Raw genomic sequence first — 19,061 nt, 5'->3', positions numbered from 1 at the left:
GGCGACCGGGCGGCAGCCGGCGGCGCGCCGCGCGTGCTGTCGCCCGTCGTCCGCCGGCTGGCCCGCGACCGCGGGGTCGACGTGCGCGTGCTCAGCGGCTCCGGTCCAGGCGGCGTGATCCTCCGTCGCGACGTCGAGGCGGCGACGGCGAACGGCGCGCCCGCGGCGCCCCCGCGTACGCCGTCCGCGACCCCGCCGGACGGCAGAGAGCCGCTGCGAGGAGTGCGCCGCGCGATCGCGGACAAGCTGGCACGCAGCCGTCGCGAGATCCCCGACGCCACCACCTGGGTCGACGTCGACGCCACGGCGCTGGTCGAGGCGCGCGACGCGCTGCGGGCGGCCGCGCCGGACCGGCCGGTCGGGCTGCTGGCGCTGCTCGGGCGCATCACGGTCGCGGCGCTCGCCCGGTTCCCCGAGCTCAACGCCTCCGTCGAGCGCGACGGCGACGACCTCGTGCTGATCCGCCACGGCTCCATCGGGCTCGGCTTCGCCGCGCAGACCGACCGCGGCCTCGTCGTGCCCGTCGTCCACGACGCACAGAACCTCAGCACGGCGCAGCTGGCCGCGGAGCTGGCCCGCCTCACCGACGCCGCCCGGGCCGGCACCCTGACCCCGGCCGAGCTCACCGGCGGCACGTTCACCCTGAACAACTACGGCGTCTTCGGCGTCGACGGCTCCACCCCGATCATCAACCACCCGGAGGCCGCCCTGCTGGGCGTCGGCCGCATCGTCGACAAGCCCTGGGTCGTCGACGGCCGGCTGGCGGTCCGCAAGGTCACCCAGCTGTCGCTGACCTTCGACCACCGGGTCTGCGACGGCGGCGTCGCCGGCGGCTTCCTCCGCTACGTCGCCGACTGCGTGGAATCGCCGCTGGGGCTACTCCTCGACCTCTGAGGCGTCGGGCGGCGGTGGATGCTCGGCGCGGTGCTTGCGCCAGCGCTCGATCATGAGCGGCAGCTCCGCCCGCATGAACTGCATGTAGTCGAGGGTCTCGGCGATGCGCCGGGCGCCGCGGCCCTCGCCGAGGGTGCCGAGGCCTTCGGAGAGGACGGTGGTGTAGCGGCGCAGCAGCGGCTCGCGCTGCATGATGATGTGCGACCAGACGTCGTCGTCATAGATGCGGTAGTGGTCGGCGCGGGAGCCGGGCTCGCGCTCGCGGGCCAGCAGGCCGGCCTGCACCAGGGAGCGCACGGCGCCGGAGATGGCGGCGGGGCTCACCCGAAGGCCCTCGGCCAGCTCGGCCGCGGTGTAGCGCTCGGCGTCCTCGGCCAGCACGTAGGCGAACACCCGGGCGGGCATGCGCGGCAGTCCGGACTCGGTGAGCACCAGCGCGAACTGCTCCACGAAGCGCAGCAACGCGTCGTGGTCGTCCGTCGCCGGACCGGTCATCGGAGGTCCTCCTTCGCTGTGAGCACCATCATACGTTCAGCCATTTCACAACTTCGTGAACGAACGCTAGGTTGGCGGGTAGGTGGGGGTGCCGCGGCCGCACGCCCCGGTGAGCCACTACATTCGGTAGAGCCGTGGGCGCTGCGGTCATGCCGCCCCACCGGTGCCGGATTGGGGGATGGCGGTGAGCAGCACGGGCCTGGCGGTGGCGTTCGCCGTCGGAGCCGCCAGCCTGCACGCCCTGGCCGCCCTCGGCATGGTCGCCCGTCGCCGCTGGTGGTACCCCACGGCGCTCACCGTCGCCGCGTCCGGCCTGCACGTGTGTGCGCTGCACTACGGCCCGCTGACGTTGGTGCAGCCGCTGGGCGTGCTCAGCCTGGCGTTCGCGCTCGTGCTCTCGTGGGGGCTGACGCGGCGCCGGGTCACCCCGCGCGAGTGGCGGGGCATGGCCCTGAGTATGGCCGGCCTGGCCGCGTTGTTGCTGCTGGCCGCGCCGACCCGGCCGCGCAGCGAGCTGAGCTCCACGCAGATCCTCCTCCTCACGCTCGCGGTGGTCGCGCTCATCGCGGTCGCCGTGGGCGCCGCCTCGCGGCTCCCGCTGCGGCCGGTCCGCCGGAGCCTGCTGTTCGCGCTCGCCGCCGGCACGACGTTCGGGGTGTCGTCCGCGCTGACGCAGACGGTGACCATCCGCGTCGCCGACTCCGGCCTGTCGGCGGCACTGCAGCCGGCCAGCGCCGTCGTGCTGGTGCTGGCCTCCACCGGCCTGCTGCTGTCGCGGCGGGCGTACCGCGGCGGCTTGGGCGCCCCGCTGGCCACCGCGACCATCGTCAACCCGGTGACCGCCTCGGCCATCGGCATCGGGCTGCTGGGCGAGCGGTTCACGGGCGGGCCGATCGAGGCGACGGTGAGCGTCGCCGCCGCACTGACGGCCGCCGCCGGCGTGGTGCTGCTGGCCCGCGGCAGCCGGGCACCGGTCACTCGCCCGGCGCGGCCCGAGCGGGTTCCGGCGACTCGCTGACGCCGGCCCGCCGCTCCCGCCACCGCCGCGTCAGCGTGTCGAACTCCGCGTGGACGAAGCGATAGAACTCCCGCGTCTCGTGGATCCGCCGCCGGCCCGCACCCGGTGACAGCGTCTTCAGGCCCTCGGTGAAGAGCACGTCGATGTGGCGGTACATCGGCTCCTGCCGCCCGATGAGGGTCGACCAGACGTCGTCGCCGTAGACGCGGTAGTGGTCGACGCGGTCGCCCGGAGCGCGATCGCGCACCAGGATTCCCATGTCGACGAGCGGCCGTACGGCCCCGGAGATGGCCGCCGCGCTGACCCGCAGGCCGTCGGCCAGCTCGGCGGCCGTGTGCGTCTCGGCATCCGAGGCGAGGACGTAGGCGAACACCCGGGCCGGCATCCGCTGCATGCCGGCGTCGCTCAGCAGCATCGCGAACTGTTCGACGAACCGGGCGCGCGCCTCCCTCTCGGCGTCGCCGGACACCTTCCCACCCCCTGGCATGTTCACGACCATAACGGACTTAAATCAATTCACAAAACTGTGAAGAGTGTGTAGTGTCGCCATCATGACAACTGCGATCGACGTCGCCGGCGTCGTCAAGACCTTCGGGACGGTCCGCGCTCTCGACGGGCTCGACCTGCGGGTGTCCACCGGCGAGGTCCACGGGTTCCTCGGCCCCAACGGGGCCGGCAAGTCGACGACGATCCGCGTACTGCTGGGTCTGCTGCGGGCCGACTCCGGCACCGTCCGGCTGCTCGGCGGCGATCCCTGGGACGACGCCGTGGCGCTGCACCGGCGGCTGGCCTACGTGCCGGGCGACGTCAACCTCTGGCCCAACCTCAGCGGCGGCGAGGCCATCGACCTCCTCGGCCGGCTGCGCGGCGGGCTGGACGAGAAGCGCCGACAGGATCTGCTCGACCGGTTCGACCTCGACCCGACGAAGAAGGGCCGCACCTACTCGAAAGGAAACCGGCAGAAGGTGGCGCTGGTGGCCGCGCTGTCCTCCGACGTCGAGCTGCTCATCCTGGACGAGCCCACCTCGGGCCTCGACCCGCTGATGGAAGCCGTCTTCAACGAGGTCATCGACGAGTGGAAGGACGACGGCAAGACGGTGCTGCTGTCCAGCCACATCCTGTCCGAGGTGGAGAAGCTGTGCGACCGCGTCAGCATCATCCGGGCCGGCACGATCGTCGAGAGCGGCACCCTGGCGGAGCTGCGCCACCTCACCCGCACGTCCATCCACGCCGAGACCGCCCGCCCGGTCACCGGGCTGGACCAGCTGCCCGGCATCCACGACCTCGTGGTCGAGGACCACCGGGTGACCTTCGACGTCGACACCGCCCAGCTCGACGGCGCCGTCAGGCACCTCACGGGCTTCGGCATCCAGACCCTCACCAGCCAGCCGCCGACGCTCGAGGAACTGTTCCTGCGTCACTACGGCGACGAGCTCGGCGCCGAACAGGCCGCAGCCGAGGCGGGGGCCTCGTCGTGAGCGTGACCACCGCCCAGCCGAGCCCCCGCCAGCACGCCGCGCCGCGGTCCGGCGGGACCACATTGACCGGGACCGTCACGCTGATCCGGTTCATCCTGCGCCGCGACCGCGTCCGGCTTCCGATCTGGATCGGGGCCATCGTGCTCCTGGTCGTCGGCAGCCTGCCCACCTTCCCGGAGACGTACCCGACACAGGCCGACCGGCAGGCCCGCGCCGAACTTCTCGACAACCCCGCCACCGTCGCGCTGACCGGTCCCGCGTACGGCACCGACGACTACACGTTCGGCGCGATGACCGCGAACGAGCTGCTGCTGTGGGTCGCCATCACGATGGGGCTGATGAGCATCCTGCTGATGGTGCGGCACACGCGCGCCGAGGAGGAGACCGGACGCACCGAGTTGCTGCGCGCCGGCGTCCTCGGCCGGCACGCCGGCACCACGGCCGCGTTCACGGTCGTGGCCGGGGCGAACGTCCTCATCGGCCTGCTGCTCGGCGTGCTGATGCCGTCGGCTCTGGACGAGCTCTCGGTCTCCAGCTCGCTGCTGTTCGGCGCTGCGGTAGCCTCCGTCGGCCTCGTCTTCGCCGGGGTCGGCGCCCTGACCGCACAGGTGACCGAACACGCCCGCGCGGCGTCCGGTCTCGGCGTCGCGGTCCTGGGTGCGGCATTCTCGCTGCGCGCCATCGGGGACGTCGGCGCTGAGGCGCTCTCGTGGCTGTCGCCGATCGGCTGGGCCCAGCGCACGAAGGTCTACGTCGACGACCGCTGGTGGCCGCTTCTGATCGCCCTGGCCGTCACGGCGCTGCTGGTCGCTGTGGCGTATGCGACGACCAGCCGGCGCGACGTCGGCGCTGGGCTGGTCCAGGCGCGGCCGGGTAGCCCGCGGGCGGGCGCGAGGCTGTCATCGCCGCTCGGCCTGGCCCTGCGACTGCAGCGTGGCGGCCTCATCGGCTGGGGCGCCGGCCTGATCGTGTTCGGCCTCGCCTACGGCAGCCTGGCGTCCTCGATCGAGGAGTTCGTGTCGGACAACTCGACCCTGCAGGACGTGCTCGGCGACGCCGGCACTCTGATCGACGGGTTCATGGCCCTGGTCGTGCAGATGTTGGCACTGCTGGCCGCGGCCTACGGCCTGACGGCGGTGGTGCGGCTGCGCAACGAGGAGACCGCCGGCCGGGCCGAACCGGTACTGGCGACGGCCGTGTCGCGAGTCCGGTTCGCCGCCAGCCACCTCGTCATCGCAATGGGCGGCAGCCTGCTGCTCATGCTGGGCGGCGGCCTCGGCCTCGCGCTGACGGCGTCGCTGGCGCTGGACGACGGGAGCATGTTCGGCAAGCTGCTGGGCGCCTCCGTGGCCCACATGCCGGGGATCTGGCTGATCACCGCCGTCGCCGTCGCACTGGTCGGTCTCGTGCCGCACCTGGTGCACCTGTCGTGGATCGTGCTGACCTACGCCGTGATCGTGGGCATGCTGGCCGGCTTCTTCCAATTCCCCGACTGGGTGATGAAGATCTCGCCCTTGGACGCCGCTTCTCCTCTTCCAGGAGGAGACCTCGGGACGGTCGCGGTTGTCATAATGGGTGTGCTAGCGGTCGCCCTCATCTGGATCGGTCTGCTCGGCTTCCGCCGGCGTGACCTGACGACGACCTGAACCGGTTACTGGGGGAAATCAGGGTGGCACATCCATCAGTCGTGGATGAGCCGGCGCGGGAAACCCCCGCGCCGGCCCCTCCTCGCACCCCGTCCGTACTCCTGCGACGAGCGCTGCTGCACCTTCGCACACCGCGCCGCCCCATGCTCATCGTCGAACTCGGCATCCTGGCCGCCGTCTACGGCGTGTACTCGGTCATCCGCAACAGCGTGCCCGACGACGAAGCCCGGGCCGTCGCCAACAGCGTCCGCATCTGGACCACCGAGCAGAGCATGAACATCGACTTCGAGCTCTGGCTCAACCACACCGTGCACGCCATCGAGTGGCTGACCGTCACCGTCAACTACTTCTACGTGTTCCTGCACTTCGTGGTCACCGGAAGCGTGCTGGTCTGGCTGTTCGTCCGCCATCCCGGCCGCTACAGAGCGGCGCGCACGGTGCTGGCCTTCACCACCGGGCTGGCGCTGTTCGGCTACTTCCTGTTCCCGCTGGCACCGCCGCGGCTGCTGCCGTCCGGCGGGTTCTACGACACCGTCGCCATCCACGAGACCGTGGGCGCGCTGACCTCCGGCGATCTGCAGAGCCTGTCGAACCAGTACGCCGCCATGCCGTCCATGCACGCCGGCTGGTCTCTGTGGTGCGGCATCCTGATCGTGATGTTCGCCCGGCGCCGCTGGCTGCGGGTGCTCGGCGTGCTGTACCCGCTCGCGACGGTGCTGGTCATCACCGCCACCGGCAATCACTACGTGCTCGACGCCGTCGGCGGCTACGTCACGCTGGCCGCCGGGTTCGGGCTGCAGCGGCTGCTGCACGGCCGCTCGCTCCATGCCTTCAAGCAGCACGTGCCGGCGGTCCCGTAAACCTCGCGGGGGTCGTACACCCCCGACCGCCGGTGCCCCAACCCCCGTTGATCTTGGAGTTGTTCGGCCATCTACCGGACATTTCGCCCCACAGATGCCGAACAACTCCAAGATCAACACTGCGGCCGGGGGTGGGGTGCCCGTGCCGCGTCGCCGGCCCATCCCGCGGGCGGTGCCCACGGACGCCGGACACGGGGCTCATATCCTGTGCGTGACACGACGATCGAACAAGGGCACAGCATGGGTGACTGGGAGGGCGTGCGGCTGCACGTCGTCACCGGGAAAGGTGGCACCGGCAAGACGACCGTGGCGGGCGCGCTCGCCATGGCGCTGGCGGCCGGCGGACGCCGGGTGCTGATCGCGGAGGTCGAGGAGCGGCAGGGTCTGGCCCAGCTGTTCGACGTCCCGCCGCTGGCCTACGAGGAGCACCGCGTGGCCTCGGCGCCCGGCGGCGGCGAGGTCTTCGCCCTTGCCATCGACGCACGCGAGGCCATGCACGAGTACCTCGCGATGTTCTACCGGCTCGGCCGGGCCGGACGGGCGCTGGACAAGCTCGGCTTCGTCGACTTCGCCACCACCATCGCCCCGGGCCTGCGCGACGTCCTGCTCACCGGCAAGGCGTACGAGGCCACCCGGCGCCGCACCGGCGACCACTACGCCTATGACGCCGTCGTGCTCGACGCCCCGCCGACCGGCCGCGTGGTCCGCTTCCTCGACGTCACCACGTCGGTGTCGTCGCTGGCCCGGGTCGGCCCGATCAACCGGCAGGCCAACTCCATCACCGACCTCATCCACAGCCCGCGCACGGCCGTGCACGTCGTGACGCTGCTCGAGGACATGCCGGTCCAGGAGACCGCCGACGCCGTCGCCGACCTGCAGGCCGCGCACATCCCGGTGGGCGCCGTCGTCGTCAACCAGGTCCGGCCGCCGCATCTCGCGGCCCGCTCGCTGCCCGCCGCCCGCCGTGGCCGCCTCGACCACGACGACGTGCTGGCCGGGCTGCGCGCCGCCGGGCTGCCCGCGTCCGACGGCGTCGTCGACCTGCTCGTCCGCGAGGCCGCGGACCACGCCGAGCGGACGGCGCTGGAGGAGGCCCAGCGGGCGCTGGTCGACGACCTCGGCCGGCCGGTGTACGAACTGCCGCGCATCGCCGACGGCATCGACCCGACCGCTCTCTACGAACTGGCCGACGCACTGGCCGAGCAGGGTGCCGTGTGAATCCCGGACCACGGGCCGCGAAGCCCGCCCACTTCGACGTCGACCGCCTCATCGACGACCGCCGCATTCGCATCGTCGTCACCTGCGGCTCCGGCGGCGTCGGCAAGACCACCACGGCGGCGGCCATCGCGCTGCGGGCGGCCGAGCGGGGCCGCAAGGCCGTCGTGCTGACCATCGACCCCGCCCGCCGGCTGGCGCAGTCGATGGGGCTGTCCGAGCTCGACAACACCCCTCGCGCCGTCAAGGGCGTCGACGTCGAGGCCGGCGGCAGCCTCGACGCGATGATGCTCGACATGAAGCGCACCTTCGACGAGGTGGTCGAGGACCACACCACGCCGGACCGCGCGCGGCAGATTCTCGCCAACCCCTTCTACCAGGCGTTGTCGTCGTCGTTCGCGGGGACGCAGGAGTACATGGCGATGGAGAAGCTGGGCCAGCTGCGGGCCCGCTCCGACTGGGACCTCATCGTCGTCGACACCCCGCCGGCGCGGTCGGCGCTGGACTTCCTCGACGCTCCCGAGCGGCTCGGGTCGTTCCTCGACGGACGGCTGATCCGGCTGCTCGGCGGCACGGCGCGCGCGGGCGGACGGACGTACCTCAAGCTACTGCACGCCGGCTTCAACGTCGTCACGTCGACGCTGACCAAGATCCTCGGCGGCGAGCTGCTCAAGGACGTGTCGACGTTCGTCAACGCCCTCGACACCATGTTCGGCGGCTTCCGCGAGCGGGCGGAGCAGACGTATGCCCTGCTCAAGCGTCCGGAGACCGCGTTCATCGTCGTCGCGGCCCCCGAGCACGACGCGCTGCGCGAGGCCTCGTACTTCGTCGACCGGCTCTCCCGCGACGCCATGCCGCTGGCCGGGCTGGTGCTCAACCGGGTGCACGCCTCCGACGCGGCGGGCATCGGCGCGGAGCAGGCGGTCGCGGCGGCCGAGCGGCTGGAGTCGTCCGGGTCGCACGCGCTGACCGCGGCCCTGCTGCGCCTGCACGCCGACCGGCTCAAGCTGGCCGCCCGCGACGAGCGGATCGGCGAGCGCTTCAGCGCCGCCCACCCCGAGGTCCCGGTCACCCGCATCCCCGCGTTGGCGGGCGACGTCCACGACCTCGACGGCCTGCGCGAGATCGGCGAGCTGTTCGACGCGCGCTGACGGCCGCTCAGTCGCTGCGGCATTCCTCGGGCCAGCGGCCCTCCTCGGGGGACAGTCGCTCGACGGTGACCGGTTCGGACGACGCCGGGACGGTGAAGCCGTAGCAGGCGTAGTCCGGACCGGATTGCACGCTGATGGCCGGGCCCCCGAGCGCACCCACTGAGGCCACGATGTAGGTGTCGTCACGTCGCTCGGTCATCGAGTAGAGCGTCCCGTTCTCCGCCCTGTCGACGACCTCGGCGACGTCCGCCTCGAGGAGCGGTCCTCGGTCGCGCAGCCGCTCCAGCTTGCCCCGGACGATCTCGGCCTGCGTGGCCTGATCGTCCAGGACCTCCTGTTCGGCCTGCTGCCACTGCCACCACACGATGGCGATGCCCGCCGCGACGAGCACCACCAGACCCAGTACGACGCCGGCCAGCGCCCGCCCGACGAGCGTCCACGTCCTGCCGGCCACGGCTCCCGCCCAGCCTCGCCGACGCCGCGGCCGCTACGGGATGGTGTTCAGGAAGCCGTCGCGCCAGCCGTCGTTGCCGCCGCCTTCGTTGCCGTTGTCGTTGCCGTCCTCGTCGCCGAAGACCGGGGGCTCGACGGGCGGGCCGACGGTGAAATCGTCGGTGGGCTCTTCGGGCTCGCCGTTGCTCACCGTGAGGGTGACGTTCGAACCTGAGACGACCTCAGCGCCGGCACCGGGGTCGGTGCTGACGACGAGGCCCTCCTGTAAGTCCGAGTTCACCTCCCCACCGACGGCGGCGCTGAAGCCGGCGTCCTGGAGCGTCTGGATGGCGGCGTCGGCGTCCATGCCGCGGACGTCGGGAACCGGCACGGTCACGCCGCGAATGGTCTCAGGGTCGGGCGCGGTGAACGGGATCTCCTCGGCGCCCTCGAGCGCGTCGTCCATCATCTGCTTCCAGATGGGACCGGGGATGCAGCCACCGCAGGCTTCACGGATCCGCTCGCCGTTGTAGGTGCGGCCGTCCAGCGACTCCAGCCGGCCGTCGACGTCGGCGACCGCCACGGCCGTGGACAGCTGCGGCGTGTAGCCGACGAACCAGACGGCGATGGCACCGTTCGTCGTACCGGTCTTGCCCGCCGCCGGTCGGCCGTCGTCGAGGCGCATGCGGTTGCCGGTAGCGCCCGGGTTGTGGATGACCCCCTGCAGGACGGAGTTGACGGCGTCGGCGACCTCAGGCTTGAGGACCTGCTCGCAGGTCGGCTGGGTGTGGTCGACCAGCACGTTGCCTGCGGCGTCGGTGACCCGGACGACCGACGTCGTCGGGCAGTGGACGCCGCGGTTGGCGAACATCGCGTAGGCCGCGGCCATCGACAGCGGCGACACCTCGTTGGCGCCCAGGGTGAACGACGGCACCTGAGCGAGCGGCTGCACCTCGCCGTTCTCGTCGAGGTCGGCACGCATGACGCCGGCGCTCTGCGCGATGGTGGCCGGCGCGCAGAGCCCGGTGCGCTGCTCCAACTGGGCGAAGAAGGTGTTCACCGAGCGCTCCGTGCCGGTGCGCAGGTTGAACGTGCCGCTGCCGGTGGAGTTCTTCGGCGACCAGGTCTCGCTGCTGCGGATGCGTCCCTCACAGGTGTCGAACGAATTCACCCGCAGGTTGACCTGCTGCGGCGAGTTGATCGACGTGTTGAGCGGGATGCCCTGGTCGATGGCCGCCGCCAGCACGAACGCCTTGAACGTCGACCCGGACTGGATGCCGTTGCCGCCGCCCATGTTCTCGTCGACGGCGTAGTTGATGCTGCTGACGCCGTTGCCCTCGACGCCGTAGGTGCGGGAGTTGGCCATCGCGCGGATGTAGCCGTTGTTGGGCTGCACCGTGGCCAGCGAGCCGATGGCGGAGTCGGTGGGCGCGACGCGGTCGGACACGGCGGCCTGGGCGGCCTGCTGCGCGGACGCGCTGATGGTGGTCTCGACGCGCAGGCCGCCACGCTCGAGCATCGCCTGGCGCTCCTCAGGCGTCTCGCCGAGCTCCGGCATGGTGAGCAGCTCGTGCACGACGTAGTCGCAGAAGTAGCCGGCGTACGAAGGAACGCAGCCGTTCGGCGTGGCGCTGAGGTTCAGGCCGAGATCGGTCTGCCGGGCCTCGGCGGCCTCCGCCTCGGTGATGCGGCCGGTGGCGGCCATGCGGTTGAGCACGACGTTGCGGCGGCCCAGCGCGGCCTCGGGGTCGCGGGTGGGGTCGTAGGCGACCGGCTGCTGCACGATGCCGGCGAGCAGCGCGGCCTGCGGCAGTGTCAGCTCCGCGGCGGAGGTGGAGAAATACGTCCGCGCGGCGGCCTCGATGCCGTATGAGCGTGAGCCGAAGAAGGCGATGTTGAGGTAGCGCTCGAGAATCTCGTCCTTGGTGAGCTCCTGCTCGACCTGGACGGCCATGCGCAGCTCCTCGAGCTTGCGGCGGTAGCCCTCGACCCCGCTGCTCGCCTGGACCTCGGCGACCTCCTCGGGGGTGGTGGCCTGCGAGATGCGCACCTGCTTCACGTACTGCTGGGTGAGCGTGGAGCCACCACCCTGCGTCTCGCCCGCCTCGACGTTGCGCAGGAACGCCCGCAGCGTGCCCTGGATGTCGATGGGGCCGCGCTCGTAGAAGCGGTCGTCCTCGATGGCGAGGATGGCGTCCTTCATCACCGGCGCGATCTGGTCGAGCCCGACCGGGACGCGGTTCTCCTCGAAGAACGAGGCCAGCACCTGGCCGTCGGCGTCGTACAGGTACGACGTCTGGGCCATGGGGCCGGGCTCGAGGTCGGCCGGCATGGCGGCGAACGTGTCGGCACTCTCGCGGGCGGTGAGCCCCAGCCCGGCGACCACGGGCAGGGCGAGACCTGCGAGCAGGACGCCACACAGCGCGGCGACACCCGCGACGAGGAGGACACGGCGTATCGTGGCTACGACGGCGGAGGGACGTATCGCCATGGACGGCAAGCTTACGTCGTTATGCCGCACTGTCTCTAACTGAGAGTCGGCGCGCCACTCACTAACAGGTGCTCGACTCGGCCGCCATCGTCCAAGCGGTTGATAGTGGTTTCGGTCGATCAGGGTCTGGTCATGACCCTCGGGTTTGCATAGCGTCACGTCATCGGGGTGAACTAGAGAGGGTTTGGTGTGTTCACCAAGTTGACGGGGGTGACAGCCGGATGACATGGATCGATGACTGGACCAGCTTGGCGGCGTGCCGCAGCACTGAGCCAGACGAGCTGTTCGTCCAGGGTGCGGCGCAGAACCGGGCCAAGGCCGTGTGCCTCGGCTGCCCGGTCCGCACCGAGTGCCTGGCCGACGCGCTGGACAACCGGACCGAGTTCGGCATCTGGGGCGGCATGACGGAGCGTGAGCGTCGCGCCCTCCTCCGCCGTCGTCCCGAGGTCCAGTCGTGGCGCGGGTTGCTCGAGGCCGCACGCGACGAGTACATGATCAAGGCCGGCTGACACCTTTCAGAAGAACGCTGAGGCCCCGGGCGAGCGCCCGGGGCCGGCGTATGTTCAGGCCCGGTAGTCGCCGACGAGCGTCCGGTGCCACCACGCGCCGGTGTCGCGGCGCTCGCGCCGATCGGTGAACCGGTAGCGGTAGAGCCGCGCCCGCACGTGTGCCGGCGGCAGGTGCGGGAACGGGTTGTGCCGCAGCAACGCCAGCACGTCGGCGTCGTTGTCACGCAGCTTCGCCAGCAGCGCCGGGAACCACGGCTGCGCGTAGCCCGGCGAGATCGCGGCGAACCACATCAGCCAGTCCAGCCGCAGGTGGTACGGCGCGACCTGGCGCGGCCGGCGGTGCACGTCGCCCGGCTTGCCTCGGAACTCGTACTCCTGCCAGACGGTGTCCGGCCCGATCACCGCGTCGGTCGTGCCCTCGATGACGACCTCGTGCCGGATCCGGGTGATGCTGCCGAACGCCCCGTACGTGTTCACCAGCAGCAGCGGGTTGAAGCTGGTGTTCATCACCTGCCGGCTGGAGAGCAGGTTCCGCACCGGCCAGTAACTCAGCACGACGAGCACGGCGGCCAGCCCGATGATGACGATGACGTACCAGCCGGGCGGGTCGGCGAGCTCGGCGCGGGCGTCCACCGGCAGGACCGCCGACCACAGGCCGCCGCCCACCGCCGTCGTCGCCGCCACCATGGTCAGCACGTTGAGCCAGGCGAAGTTGCCGCTGAGCACGAGCCATCCCTGCGTCACGATGACGACGACGGCGGCGCCGGTCCGCACGGGCTGCGGCAGGAACAGCAGGAACGGGACGACCAGCTGCGTGACGTGGTTCGCCGCCACCTCGACGCGGTGCGCCCAGCGCGGCAGCCGGTGGAACCACCAGCTCAGCGGGTTCGGCATCGGCTGCGTCTCGTGGTGGTAGTACAGGCAGGTCAGGTCGCGCCAGCAGCGATCGCCGCGCAGCTTGATCAGCCCGGCGCCGAACTCCAGCCGGAACAGCACCCACCACAGCGCGACCAGCACCAGGACCGGCGGCGGCACCGTCGCCGGCCCGAGGAAGATCGCCAGGAACCCCACCTCGCACAGCAGCGACTCCCAACCGAAGCCGTACCAGACCTGCCCCACCTGCACGATCGACAGGTACAGCGCCCAGGGAACCGCCCAGACCAGCAGGTTCGCCCAGACCGGCAGATCGTCGGCCAGGCCGAGCAGCAGGCCCGCCGACCACAGCACGCCCACCCACGCGACCGCTGCGAAGAAGCGGTCGGAGTAGTGCCACTGGAACAGGCTCGGCGCGTGGCGGAACCGGACGCGTGCGACGTACCTCGGGATCGGCGTCAGGCCCCGCTCGCCGAGCAGCCCGCGGAACTGGCGGACGGCGCCGACGAACGCCATGAGGTAGACGAGGGCCAGAGCCCGCTGGAAGACCAGCCGGCTCAGCCAGTAGCCCTCGGCGGAGAACCAGTCCATGCCATGCGCCTCTCGCCCCTAGGGTGCCCGTGGGTGCGCTGATCAAACCCTGGCAGCATGGACCGGTGGCCGACCTCGACTTCGCGGGCGCGCTGGTCTACGCGATCCCGCTGCGCACCCGGTTCCGCGGCATCACCGTCCGCGAGGGCATGCTGATCGAGGGGCCGGCCGGCTGGGGCGAGTTCTGCCCGTTCGCCGACTACGACGACGCCGAGTCCGTGCCCTGGCTGCAGGCCGCCGTCGAGCAGGCGACGCTGCCGCCGCCGGCGCCGGTGCGCGACCTGATCCCGGTCAACTGCACGGTCCCGGCGGTCGGGCCCGAGCGGGCGCATGAGATCGTCGCCGCGTCGGGCTGCACGACGGCGAAGGTGAAGGTCGCCGACCACGCGGACTCGCTGGCCGAGGACCTGGCCCGGGTCGAGGCGGTCCGTGCGGCCCTGGGCGCCGCGGGGCGGGTCCGGGTCGACGCCAACGCCGTCTGGGACGTCGACACCGCGGTGCGGTCGCTGCGGCTGCTGGACCGGGCGGCGGGCGGGCTGGAGTACGCGGAGCAGCCGTGCCGGACGTTGGAGGAGCTGGCGGCGGTGCGGCGTGCGGTCGACGTCCCGATCGCGGCCGACGAGTCGATCCGCCGCGCCGACGACCCGCTCCGCGTCGCCGTCGCGGGCGCCGCCGACGTCGCCGTCATCAAGGGGACGCCACTGGGCGGGGTGCGCCGGGCGCTGCGGGTCGCGGAAGCGGCCGGCCTGCCGTGCGTCGTGTCGTCGGCGTTGGAGACCAGCGTCGGGCTGGCCGGTCAGCTCGCCCTGGCCGGCGCGTTGCCGGAGCTGCCCTATGCCTGCGGGCTCGGGACGCTCTCGCTGTTCACCGGCGACGTGGTCGCCGACGGTGCCGGCCTGCGGCCGCTCGGTGGCTCGCTCCCCGTCCCGGCGGCGCCGCCGTCCCCCGACCCGCCGAAGCTGGCCGAGTTCCGGCTCACCGACGCCAAGCGGGAGCAGTGGTGGCGCGACCGCCTGTCCCGCGTCCGCGCCCTCGCCTCGGTCTGAGCGCCGCGCTGCATCACGAGGCCTACCCCTGCGTCACGAGGCCTGAAGTCCTCGTGACGCAGGGGATCGGGTGGTGAACGTGATCATTCCGAGGCGGCGAGGGCGGCGTGGCCCTGGCCGAAGAAGCGCTCCGGGTCGTAGGCGGCCTTGACGGCGCACAGCCGGGCGTAGTCGGCAGGGGTGTAGGCGGCCGCCGTCCGCGTGGTGTCGGCGAGGAAGTTGAGGAACGCGCCGCCGATGCCGTGCGGACGCAGCCGGTTCACGAACTCCGGCGTCGGCTTGTCGAGGATGACGCTGAACGGCACGCCGCGGTGGCTGACCGGTCCGGCATCGACACCGGGACGGGCGGTCGCGCCGTCGTAGTGCCGGATCTCCACCGTCGACCCGGCCTCTGCCGCCTCGACCACCGTGTCCACGACCTCGTCGCCGAGGGCCGGGAAGAAGTCGAAGAACCGTGCCGGGGTGCCGCCCATCGCGGCGTCGGCGTAGTCCATGCTCCGGTAGCCGTCGACCAGCGCCGGGCCGGCGGCGAGGCGCAGCGGGCGGAGCAGCCGCTCGGCATCATCGGCGCGGCCGGTGTACATGGTCTTGATGCCGAGCGCCCGGCGGCCCCGCAGCTCGGCCGGCATCGCCTCGACGTCCGGGATCGTCGTCAGCACGACGGCGCTGCTCATCTCGTCCGGCGCGGTGGCGGCCCACTCGCGGTAGGCCCGCAGCGCCGCCGCCGCCCGCGTCACGTCGAACCAGGAGATGCCGCCGTACACCTGCGCGACGGGGTAGACGCGGAACTCCAGCGAGGTGACGACGCCGAAGCCGCCGCCACCGCCCCGGATCGCCCAGAACAGGTCGGGGTGCCGGTCGGCGCTGACGGTCAGCAGCGTGCCGTCGGCCGTCACGATGTCCGCCGACAGCACGCTGTCCGCGGCGAAGCCGTGCTTGCGGGCGAGCCAGCCCATCCCGCCGCCGAGCGTGTAGCCGGTGACGCCCACCGTCGGCGACGAGCCGGACAGCGGTGCCAGCCCGTACGGCCGGGTCGCCGCCAGCACGTCGCCCCACACGGTGCCGGGACGGACGCGGACGACCTGACGGCTCGGGTCGACGAACACCGACGACATGGCCGTCGTCTTCAGCAGCAGGCCGCCGTCGTTGGGGACGTACGTGCCGTGCCCGGTCGCCTGGACGGAGAACGGCAGGTCGTGCTCGCGGGCCGCCCGCACCGCGGCCTGCACGTCAGCCGTCGACCGCGCCTCGACCACCAGGTCCGGCCGCGGGTCGAGCGTCGGCAGCAGCGGCTTGCGGTGCCGGTCGTACCCGGCGTCGCCCGGCTCGTGGACGGCGCCGGCGATGGCACCGCGCAGCACGGTGGCGGCGGAGGTCTGCGGGTGCTGGATGGTGATCGTCATCGTCTCTCCTCTGGGCGGTCTCACCCGGTACGTCGGAGAGCGGAACCCGTTCTCGACATCCGCGGCGGAACTTTTTTCGCGATGACTTCACGATCGCCGCGCGAGGACCGGCGGACATCCGTGGTGAGCACGGATCGACCACGGAAATGCCTCCGTGGATGCCGACCGCGAGGTCCCAGGCGGCGGTGCGGCCCACGAGGGAGAAGGGATCAGTAGTGGATGGGTGCGCCCAGGTCGGCGAGGGCGCGGGCGCCGCGGGAGCGGTGCTCGCCGCCGGCCAGGAGCAGGCTGCGCGCCCACTGGTAGCGGCAGGCGGCCGCGTCCAGCGTCTCCGCGGCCGCGAGCACGCCGTCACGGTCGCGGCCGGCCAGCGCGGCCGTCCGGTCGACGACGGCGGCGGCCACGACGTTGTCGGTGGTGAACGGGCGTGCGCGGCCGACCCGCTCGGCCGCGTCGGGCAGGTCGGCCAGGACGGCCGCCTCGGCCCAGACGGCCGCGTACCAGGGCCGCCAGATCAGTTCGAACCAGCCGCGGAACTCGTCGGGCGGCCGGTGCAGGACGGCGACCGCGTCGGCCGGCCGGTCGAGGTGCAGCATCTCGAGCGCGGTGAAGACGCTTTCGACGGCGCGCTGGTCGTGCGGCCGCCGCTCGACCGCACCCACACCCGCCTCGACGTCGTGCCAGACGGCCTGCGCCGCGGCGTCGCCCCGCGCCCCGTGGACCGCGCCGAGTGCGGCGGCGACCCTGCGCAACGACGGGATGCGCGGACGGCCGGCCCGCTCCCAGCTCTCCCGGAACAGCTCGCCGACGGCGATCGCCTCGGTCCAGTCGCCGGTCAGCACCATGACGACGACGAGCCGCGCGGTGCCGACGTGCGCGACCTCGCGCTGTGACGGCAGGCCGCGGAGGGTCTCGGCGGCCTGGCGGGCCTGCCGGAGGTCGCCGGCGGCGATCGCCGACTCGGTCGCCATGCCGTACGCGTCGGACAGCTCGAAGCCGCGCTCGGGATCGGACGGCCCGGCCAACAACGACGTCCGCCGCAGCGCACTCTCCAGGGCGGCGCGTGCCTCGCCGCGCGCCAGCCGCAGGCCGGTGAGCTGGTCGAGGGCCGCGCTCTCGGCGATCGGGTCGCCGCTCTCCCGGGCCAGCTCGAGGGCTCGTTCGGTGACGGCGACGGTGTGCGGGTCGGTGTCCGCGGCGGCGAACGCCTCGACGACGGCGCAGCGGGCACGGGTCCCGGGGTCGTCGCCTGCCAGCCGCTGGGCGGTGGCCAGCCAGGCCGCCGCGGTCGCCGCGGGCGGCACCTCGGTCAGGATGCCGGCGGAGCGGTGCACGAGTTCGGCCGCGTGGGCGTACTGGCGGGCTGCCAGGACGGTGTCGCCCGCGCGCTCGGCGGCTTCGGCCGCGGCGAGGTGCAGCCGCAGGGCGTCGTCGCCGGCCAGCCGGGACCGCGCCGACCCGGCGGCGAGACGGAGCTGGGTAGCCGCGCCTGCGTCGTCCGGCGCGAGTGTGGCGGCCTGCTCGAACCGGCGCTGCGCCTCGGCCGGCAGCCCGCGACGGTGACAGAGCCGGCCCAGCAGGGATGCCGCCTCCGCCGCGGAGGAGCCTGGAGAGATGGCGGCGGGTTCCACCGAGGCGGCCCAGGCGACGGCGGCGCGGAGGTCGTCGACGAGGAGGTCGAAACGGCCGCGCCAGTCAGGGGCCGCGGCGTCGGCGGCCAGCAGCGCCGTCCCCTCCTCGGTGCACCAGCGCAGGTGCGCGGCCCGGACCTCCTCGTCCTCACCCGCCTCCACGAGCCGCTCGGCGCCGTACTGACGGATCGTCTCCAGCGCGTGGTATCGGGTCGCGTCCCCGCCGGCCACCGGCACCAGCAGGCTGTCGTCGGCCAGGGCGGCCAGCGTCGCGGCAGAGCCCCCGGCCACCGCCGCGGCGTCGGAGGCCCGGAACGGCGCCGCGAACACCGACACCCGCCGCAGGACCGCCCGTCCCACGTCGTCGAGGAGGTCGTGGCTCCAGTCCAGCGCCGAGCGCAGCGACCCGTGCCGCCCGCCGCCGCGACGCGCGCCGTCGAGCAGCCGGAGCCGGTCGCCCAGCCCGCTCTCCAGCCCGTCCAGCCCGACGGCCGGCAACCGGGCCGCGGCCAGCTCGATCGCCAGCGGGTTGCCGTCGAGCGCGGCGCAGATCGCCGCCACCGGCCCGGCCGACCCGGCGTCCAGCACGACACCGGCCGCACGAGCACGCTCGACGAACAACGCCCCCGCGTCGTCGCCCAAGCCACCGACCGGCACCACCCACTCGAACGGCAGCAGTAGCCGGGATCGGCTGGTGGCCAGGACCGTCAACCCGGGCGCGGCGGCCAGCAACGGCTCGACGAACCCGGCGACGCCGTCGAGCACGTGCTCGCAGTTGTCCAGGACCAGCAGCGCCGAGCGTCCGCGCGCCCAGCCGGTCACCGTCTCCAGGACGCTCCGGCCCGGCTGCTCGCCCAGGCCCAGCGCCGTCGCCACGGCGGCCGGCACGGCGTCACCGTCGGGCACGGGAACGAGGTCGGTGTACCAGACGCCCCCGGCGAACCGGTCCGCGACGTCGGCCGCGACGGCCAGCGCCAGCCGAGTCTTCCCCACCCCTCCCGGGCCGACCGCCACCACCAGGCGCTGCGACGTGACCGCTTCCAGCAGCGCGGCCCGCTCGGCCTCGCGTCCGACGAACGACGTCAGCGGCGCCGGCAGGCCGGGCGCGGCCGGACCGGCCGACACCACCGACGGCGCCAGCGCGGCCAGTGCCCGCCGGTCGCTCGCGCCGAACTTGCGCAGCAGCGCGGACACGTGGCTCTCGACGGTGCGGACGGAGATGACGAACCGGGCGGCGATCTCGGCGTTGGTCAGGTGTTCGCCGAGCGCCGCGAGCACCTCGGCCTCGCGCGCCGAGATCTCCGGAGCGACCACCCGGCCATTGTGGC

At 72.8% G+C, this 19,061-nt stretch carries 16 protein-coding genes; 9 read left to right on the top strand and 7 right to left on the bottom strand.

Features of this window, described 5'->3' with window-relative positions; translation table 11 throughout:
* Positions 1-894 (top strand): dihydrolipoamide acetyltransferase family protein (locus DY240_RS16260; protein ID WP_147375357.1); only part of this gene is annotated, 894 nt, incomplete at its 5' end.
* Here DY240_RS16260 and DY240_RS16255 read toward each other — a convergent pair.
* A complete protein-coding gene (locus DY240_RS16255) occupies positions 877-1,389 on the bottom strand; it encodes a GbsR/MarR family transcriptional regulator (RefSeq protein WP_119660888.1) in 513 nt (170 codons plus the stop codon). The two genes, DY240_RS16260 and DY240_RS16255, sit on opposite strands and share 18 nt — an antisense overlap.
* A gap of 184 nt (positions 1,390-1,573) precedes the next feature.
* Between DY240_RS16255 and DY240_RS16250 the strand changes: the two genes are divergently transcribed.
* Positions 1,574-2,407 (top strand): DMT family transporter, encoded by an 834-nt coding sequence (locus DY240_RS16250; protein WP_147375356.1) that lies wholly within the window; start codon positions 1,574-1,576, stop codon positions 2,405-2,407.
* Here DY240_RS16250 and DY240_RS16245 read toward each other — a convergent pair.
* A complete protein-coding gene (locus DY240_RS16245; RefSeq protein WP_119660897.1) occupies positions 2,364-2,894 on the bottom strand; it encodes a GbsR/MarR family transcriptional regulator in 531 nt (176 codons plus the stop codon). The two genes, DY240_RS16250 and DY240_RS16245, sit on opposite strands and share 44 nt — an antisense overlap.
* Before the next feature lie 64 nt (positions 2,895-2,958).
* On the opposite strand from DY240_RS16245, the gene DY240_RS16240 reads away from it, so the two are divergent.
* From DY240_RS16240 to DY240_RS16220, 5 genes are all read left to right on the top strand, one after another.
* Complete coding sequence (locus DY240_RS16240) at positions 2,959-3,885, top strand: ABC transporter ATP-binding protein (protein WP_119660886.1); 927 nt, start codon at positions 2,959-2,961, stop codon at positions 3,883-3,885.
* Complete coding sequence (locus DY240_RS16235) at positions 3,882-5,531, top strand: ABC transporter permease (RefSeq protein ID WP_147375355.1); 1,650 nt, start codon at positions 3,882-3,884, stop codon at positions 5,529-5,531. Before DY240_RS16240 ends, DY240_RS16235 begins: the two co-directional genes overlap by 4 nt.
* A 143-nt stretch (positions 5,532-5,674) precedes the next feature.
* Positions 5,675-6,391, top strand: a complete 717-nt coding sequence (locus DY240_RS16230) for a phosphatase PAP2 family protein (protein ID WP_119660884.1) — start codon at positions 5,675-5,677, stop codon at positions 6,389-6,391.
* Positions 6,392-6,631: 240 nt separating this feature from the next.
* The gene (locus DY240_RS16225) at positions 6,632-7,609 is read left to right on the top strand and encodes an ArsA-related P-loop ATPase (protein ID WP_119660883.1); all 978 of its coding nucleotides are present in this window, start codon (positions 6,632-6,634) and stop codon (positions 7,607-7,609) included.
* Entirely contained in the window at positions 7,606-8,757 is a 1,152-nt protein-coding gene (locus tag DY240_RS16220) for an ArsA family ATPase (RefSeq protein ID WP_119660882.1), read from the top strand. Before DY240_RS16225 ends, DY240_RS16220 begins: the two co-directional genes overlap by 4 nt.
* Before the next feature lie 7 nt (positions 8,758-8,764).
* On the opposite strand, the gene DY240_RS16215 is transcribed toward DY240_RS16220, so the two are convergent.
* Together DY240_RS16215 and DY240_RS16210 are read right to left on the bottom strand one after the other, a co-directional pair.
* On the bottom strand, positions 8,765-9,211 hold the full coding sequence (locus DY240_RS16215; RefSeq protein WP_119660881.1) for a hypothetical protein: 447 nt from the start codon (positions 9,209-9,211) through the stop codon (positions 8,765-8,767).
* A 33-nt stretch (positions 9,212-9,244) separates the two neighbouring features.
* Positions 9,245-11,680: a transglycosylase domain-containing protein gene (locus DY240_RS16210; RefSeq protein WP_158602878.1), complete on the bottom strand. Its 2,436-nt coding sequence runs from the start codon at positions 11,678-11,680 to the stop codon at positions 9,245-9,247.
* 221 nt (positions 11,681-11,901) lie between these two features.
* Between DY240_RS16210 and DY240_RS16205 the strand changes: the two genes are divergently transcribed.
* A complete protein-coding gene (locus DY240_RS16205) occupies positions 11,902-12,189 on the top strand; it encodes a WhiB family transcriptional regulator (protein WP_119660896.1) in 288 nt (95 codons plus the stop codon).
* A gap of 54 nt (positions 12,190-12,243) precedes the next feature.
* On the opposite strand, the gene DY240_RS16200 is transcribed toward DY240_RS16205, so the two are convergent.
* Complete coding sequence (locus tag DY240_RS16200; protein WP_119660879.1) at positions 12,244-13,653, bottom strand: lipase maturation factor family protein; 1,410 nt, start codon at positions 13,651-13,653, stop codon at positions 12,244-12,246.
* Between the two features lie 65 nt (positions 13,654-13,718).
* Between DY240_RS16200 and DY240_RS16195 the strand changes: the two genes are divergently transcribed.
* Positions 13,719-14,699: an o-succinylbenzoate synthase gene (locus tag DY240_RS16195; RefSeq protein WP_119660878.1), complete on the top strand. Its 981-nt coding sequence runs from the start codon at positions 13,719-13,721 to the stop codon at positions 14,697-14,699.
* Between the two features lie 83 nt (positions 14,700-14,782).
* Here the strand turns inward: DY240_RS16195 and DY240_RS16190 are convergent, their stop codons facing one another.
* On the bottom strand, positions 14,783-16,102 hold the full coding sequence (locus DY240_RS16190; protein ID WP_119660877.1) for an FAD-binding oxidoreductase: 1,320 nt from the start codon (positions 16,100-16,102) through the stop codon (positions 14,783-14,785).
* Between the two features lie 209 nt (positions 16,103-16,311).
* On the bottom strand, positions 16,312-19,047 hold the full coding sequence (locus DY240_RS16185; protein WP_119660876.1) for an ATP-binding protein: 2,736 nt from the start codon (positions 19,045-19,047) through the stop codon (positions 16,312-16,314).
* Between the last annotated feature and the right edge of the window lie 14 nt (positions 19,048-19,061).

It is taken from the genome of Jiangella rhizosphaerae, from assembly GCF_003579925.1.
Classification (GTDB): domain Bacteria; phylum Actinomycetota; class Actinomycetes; order Jiangellales; family Jiangellaceae; genus Jiangella; species Jiangella rhizosphaerae.
The sequence above is the reverse complement of the archived record's forward strand: the minus strand, read 5'-3'. Positions and strand labels throughout refer to the sequence as shown.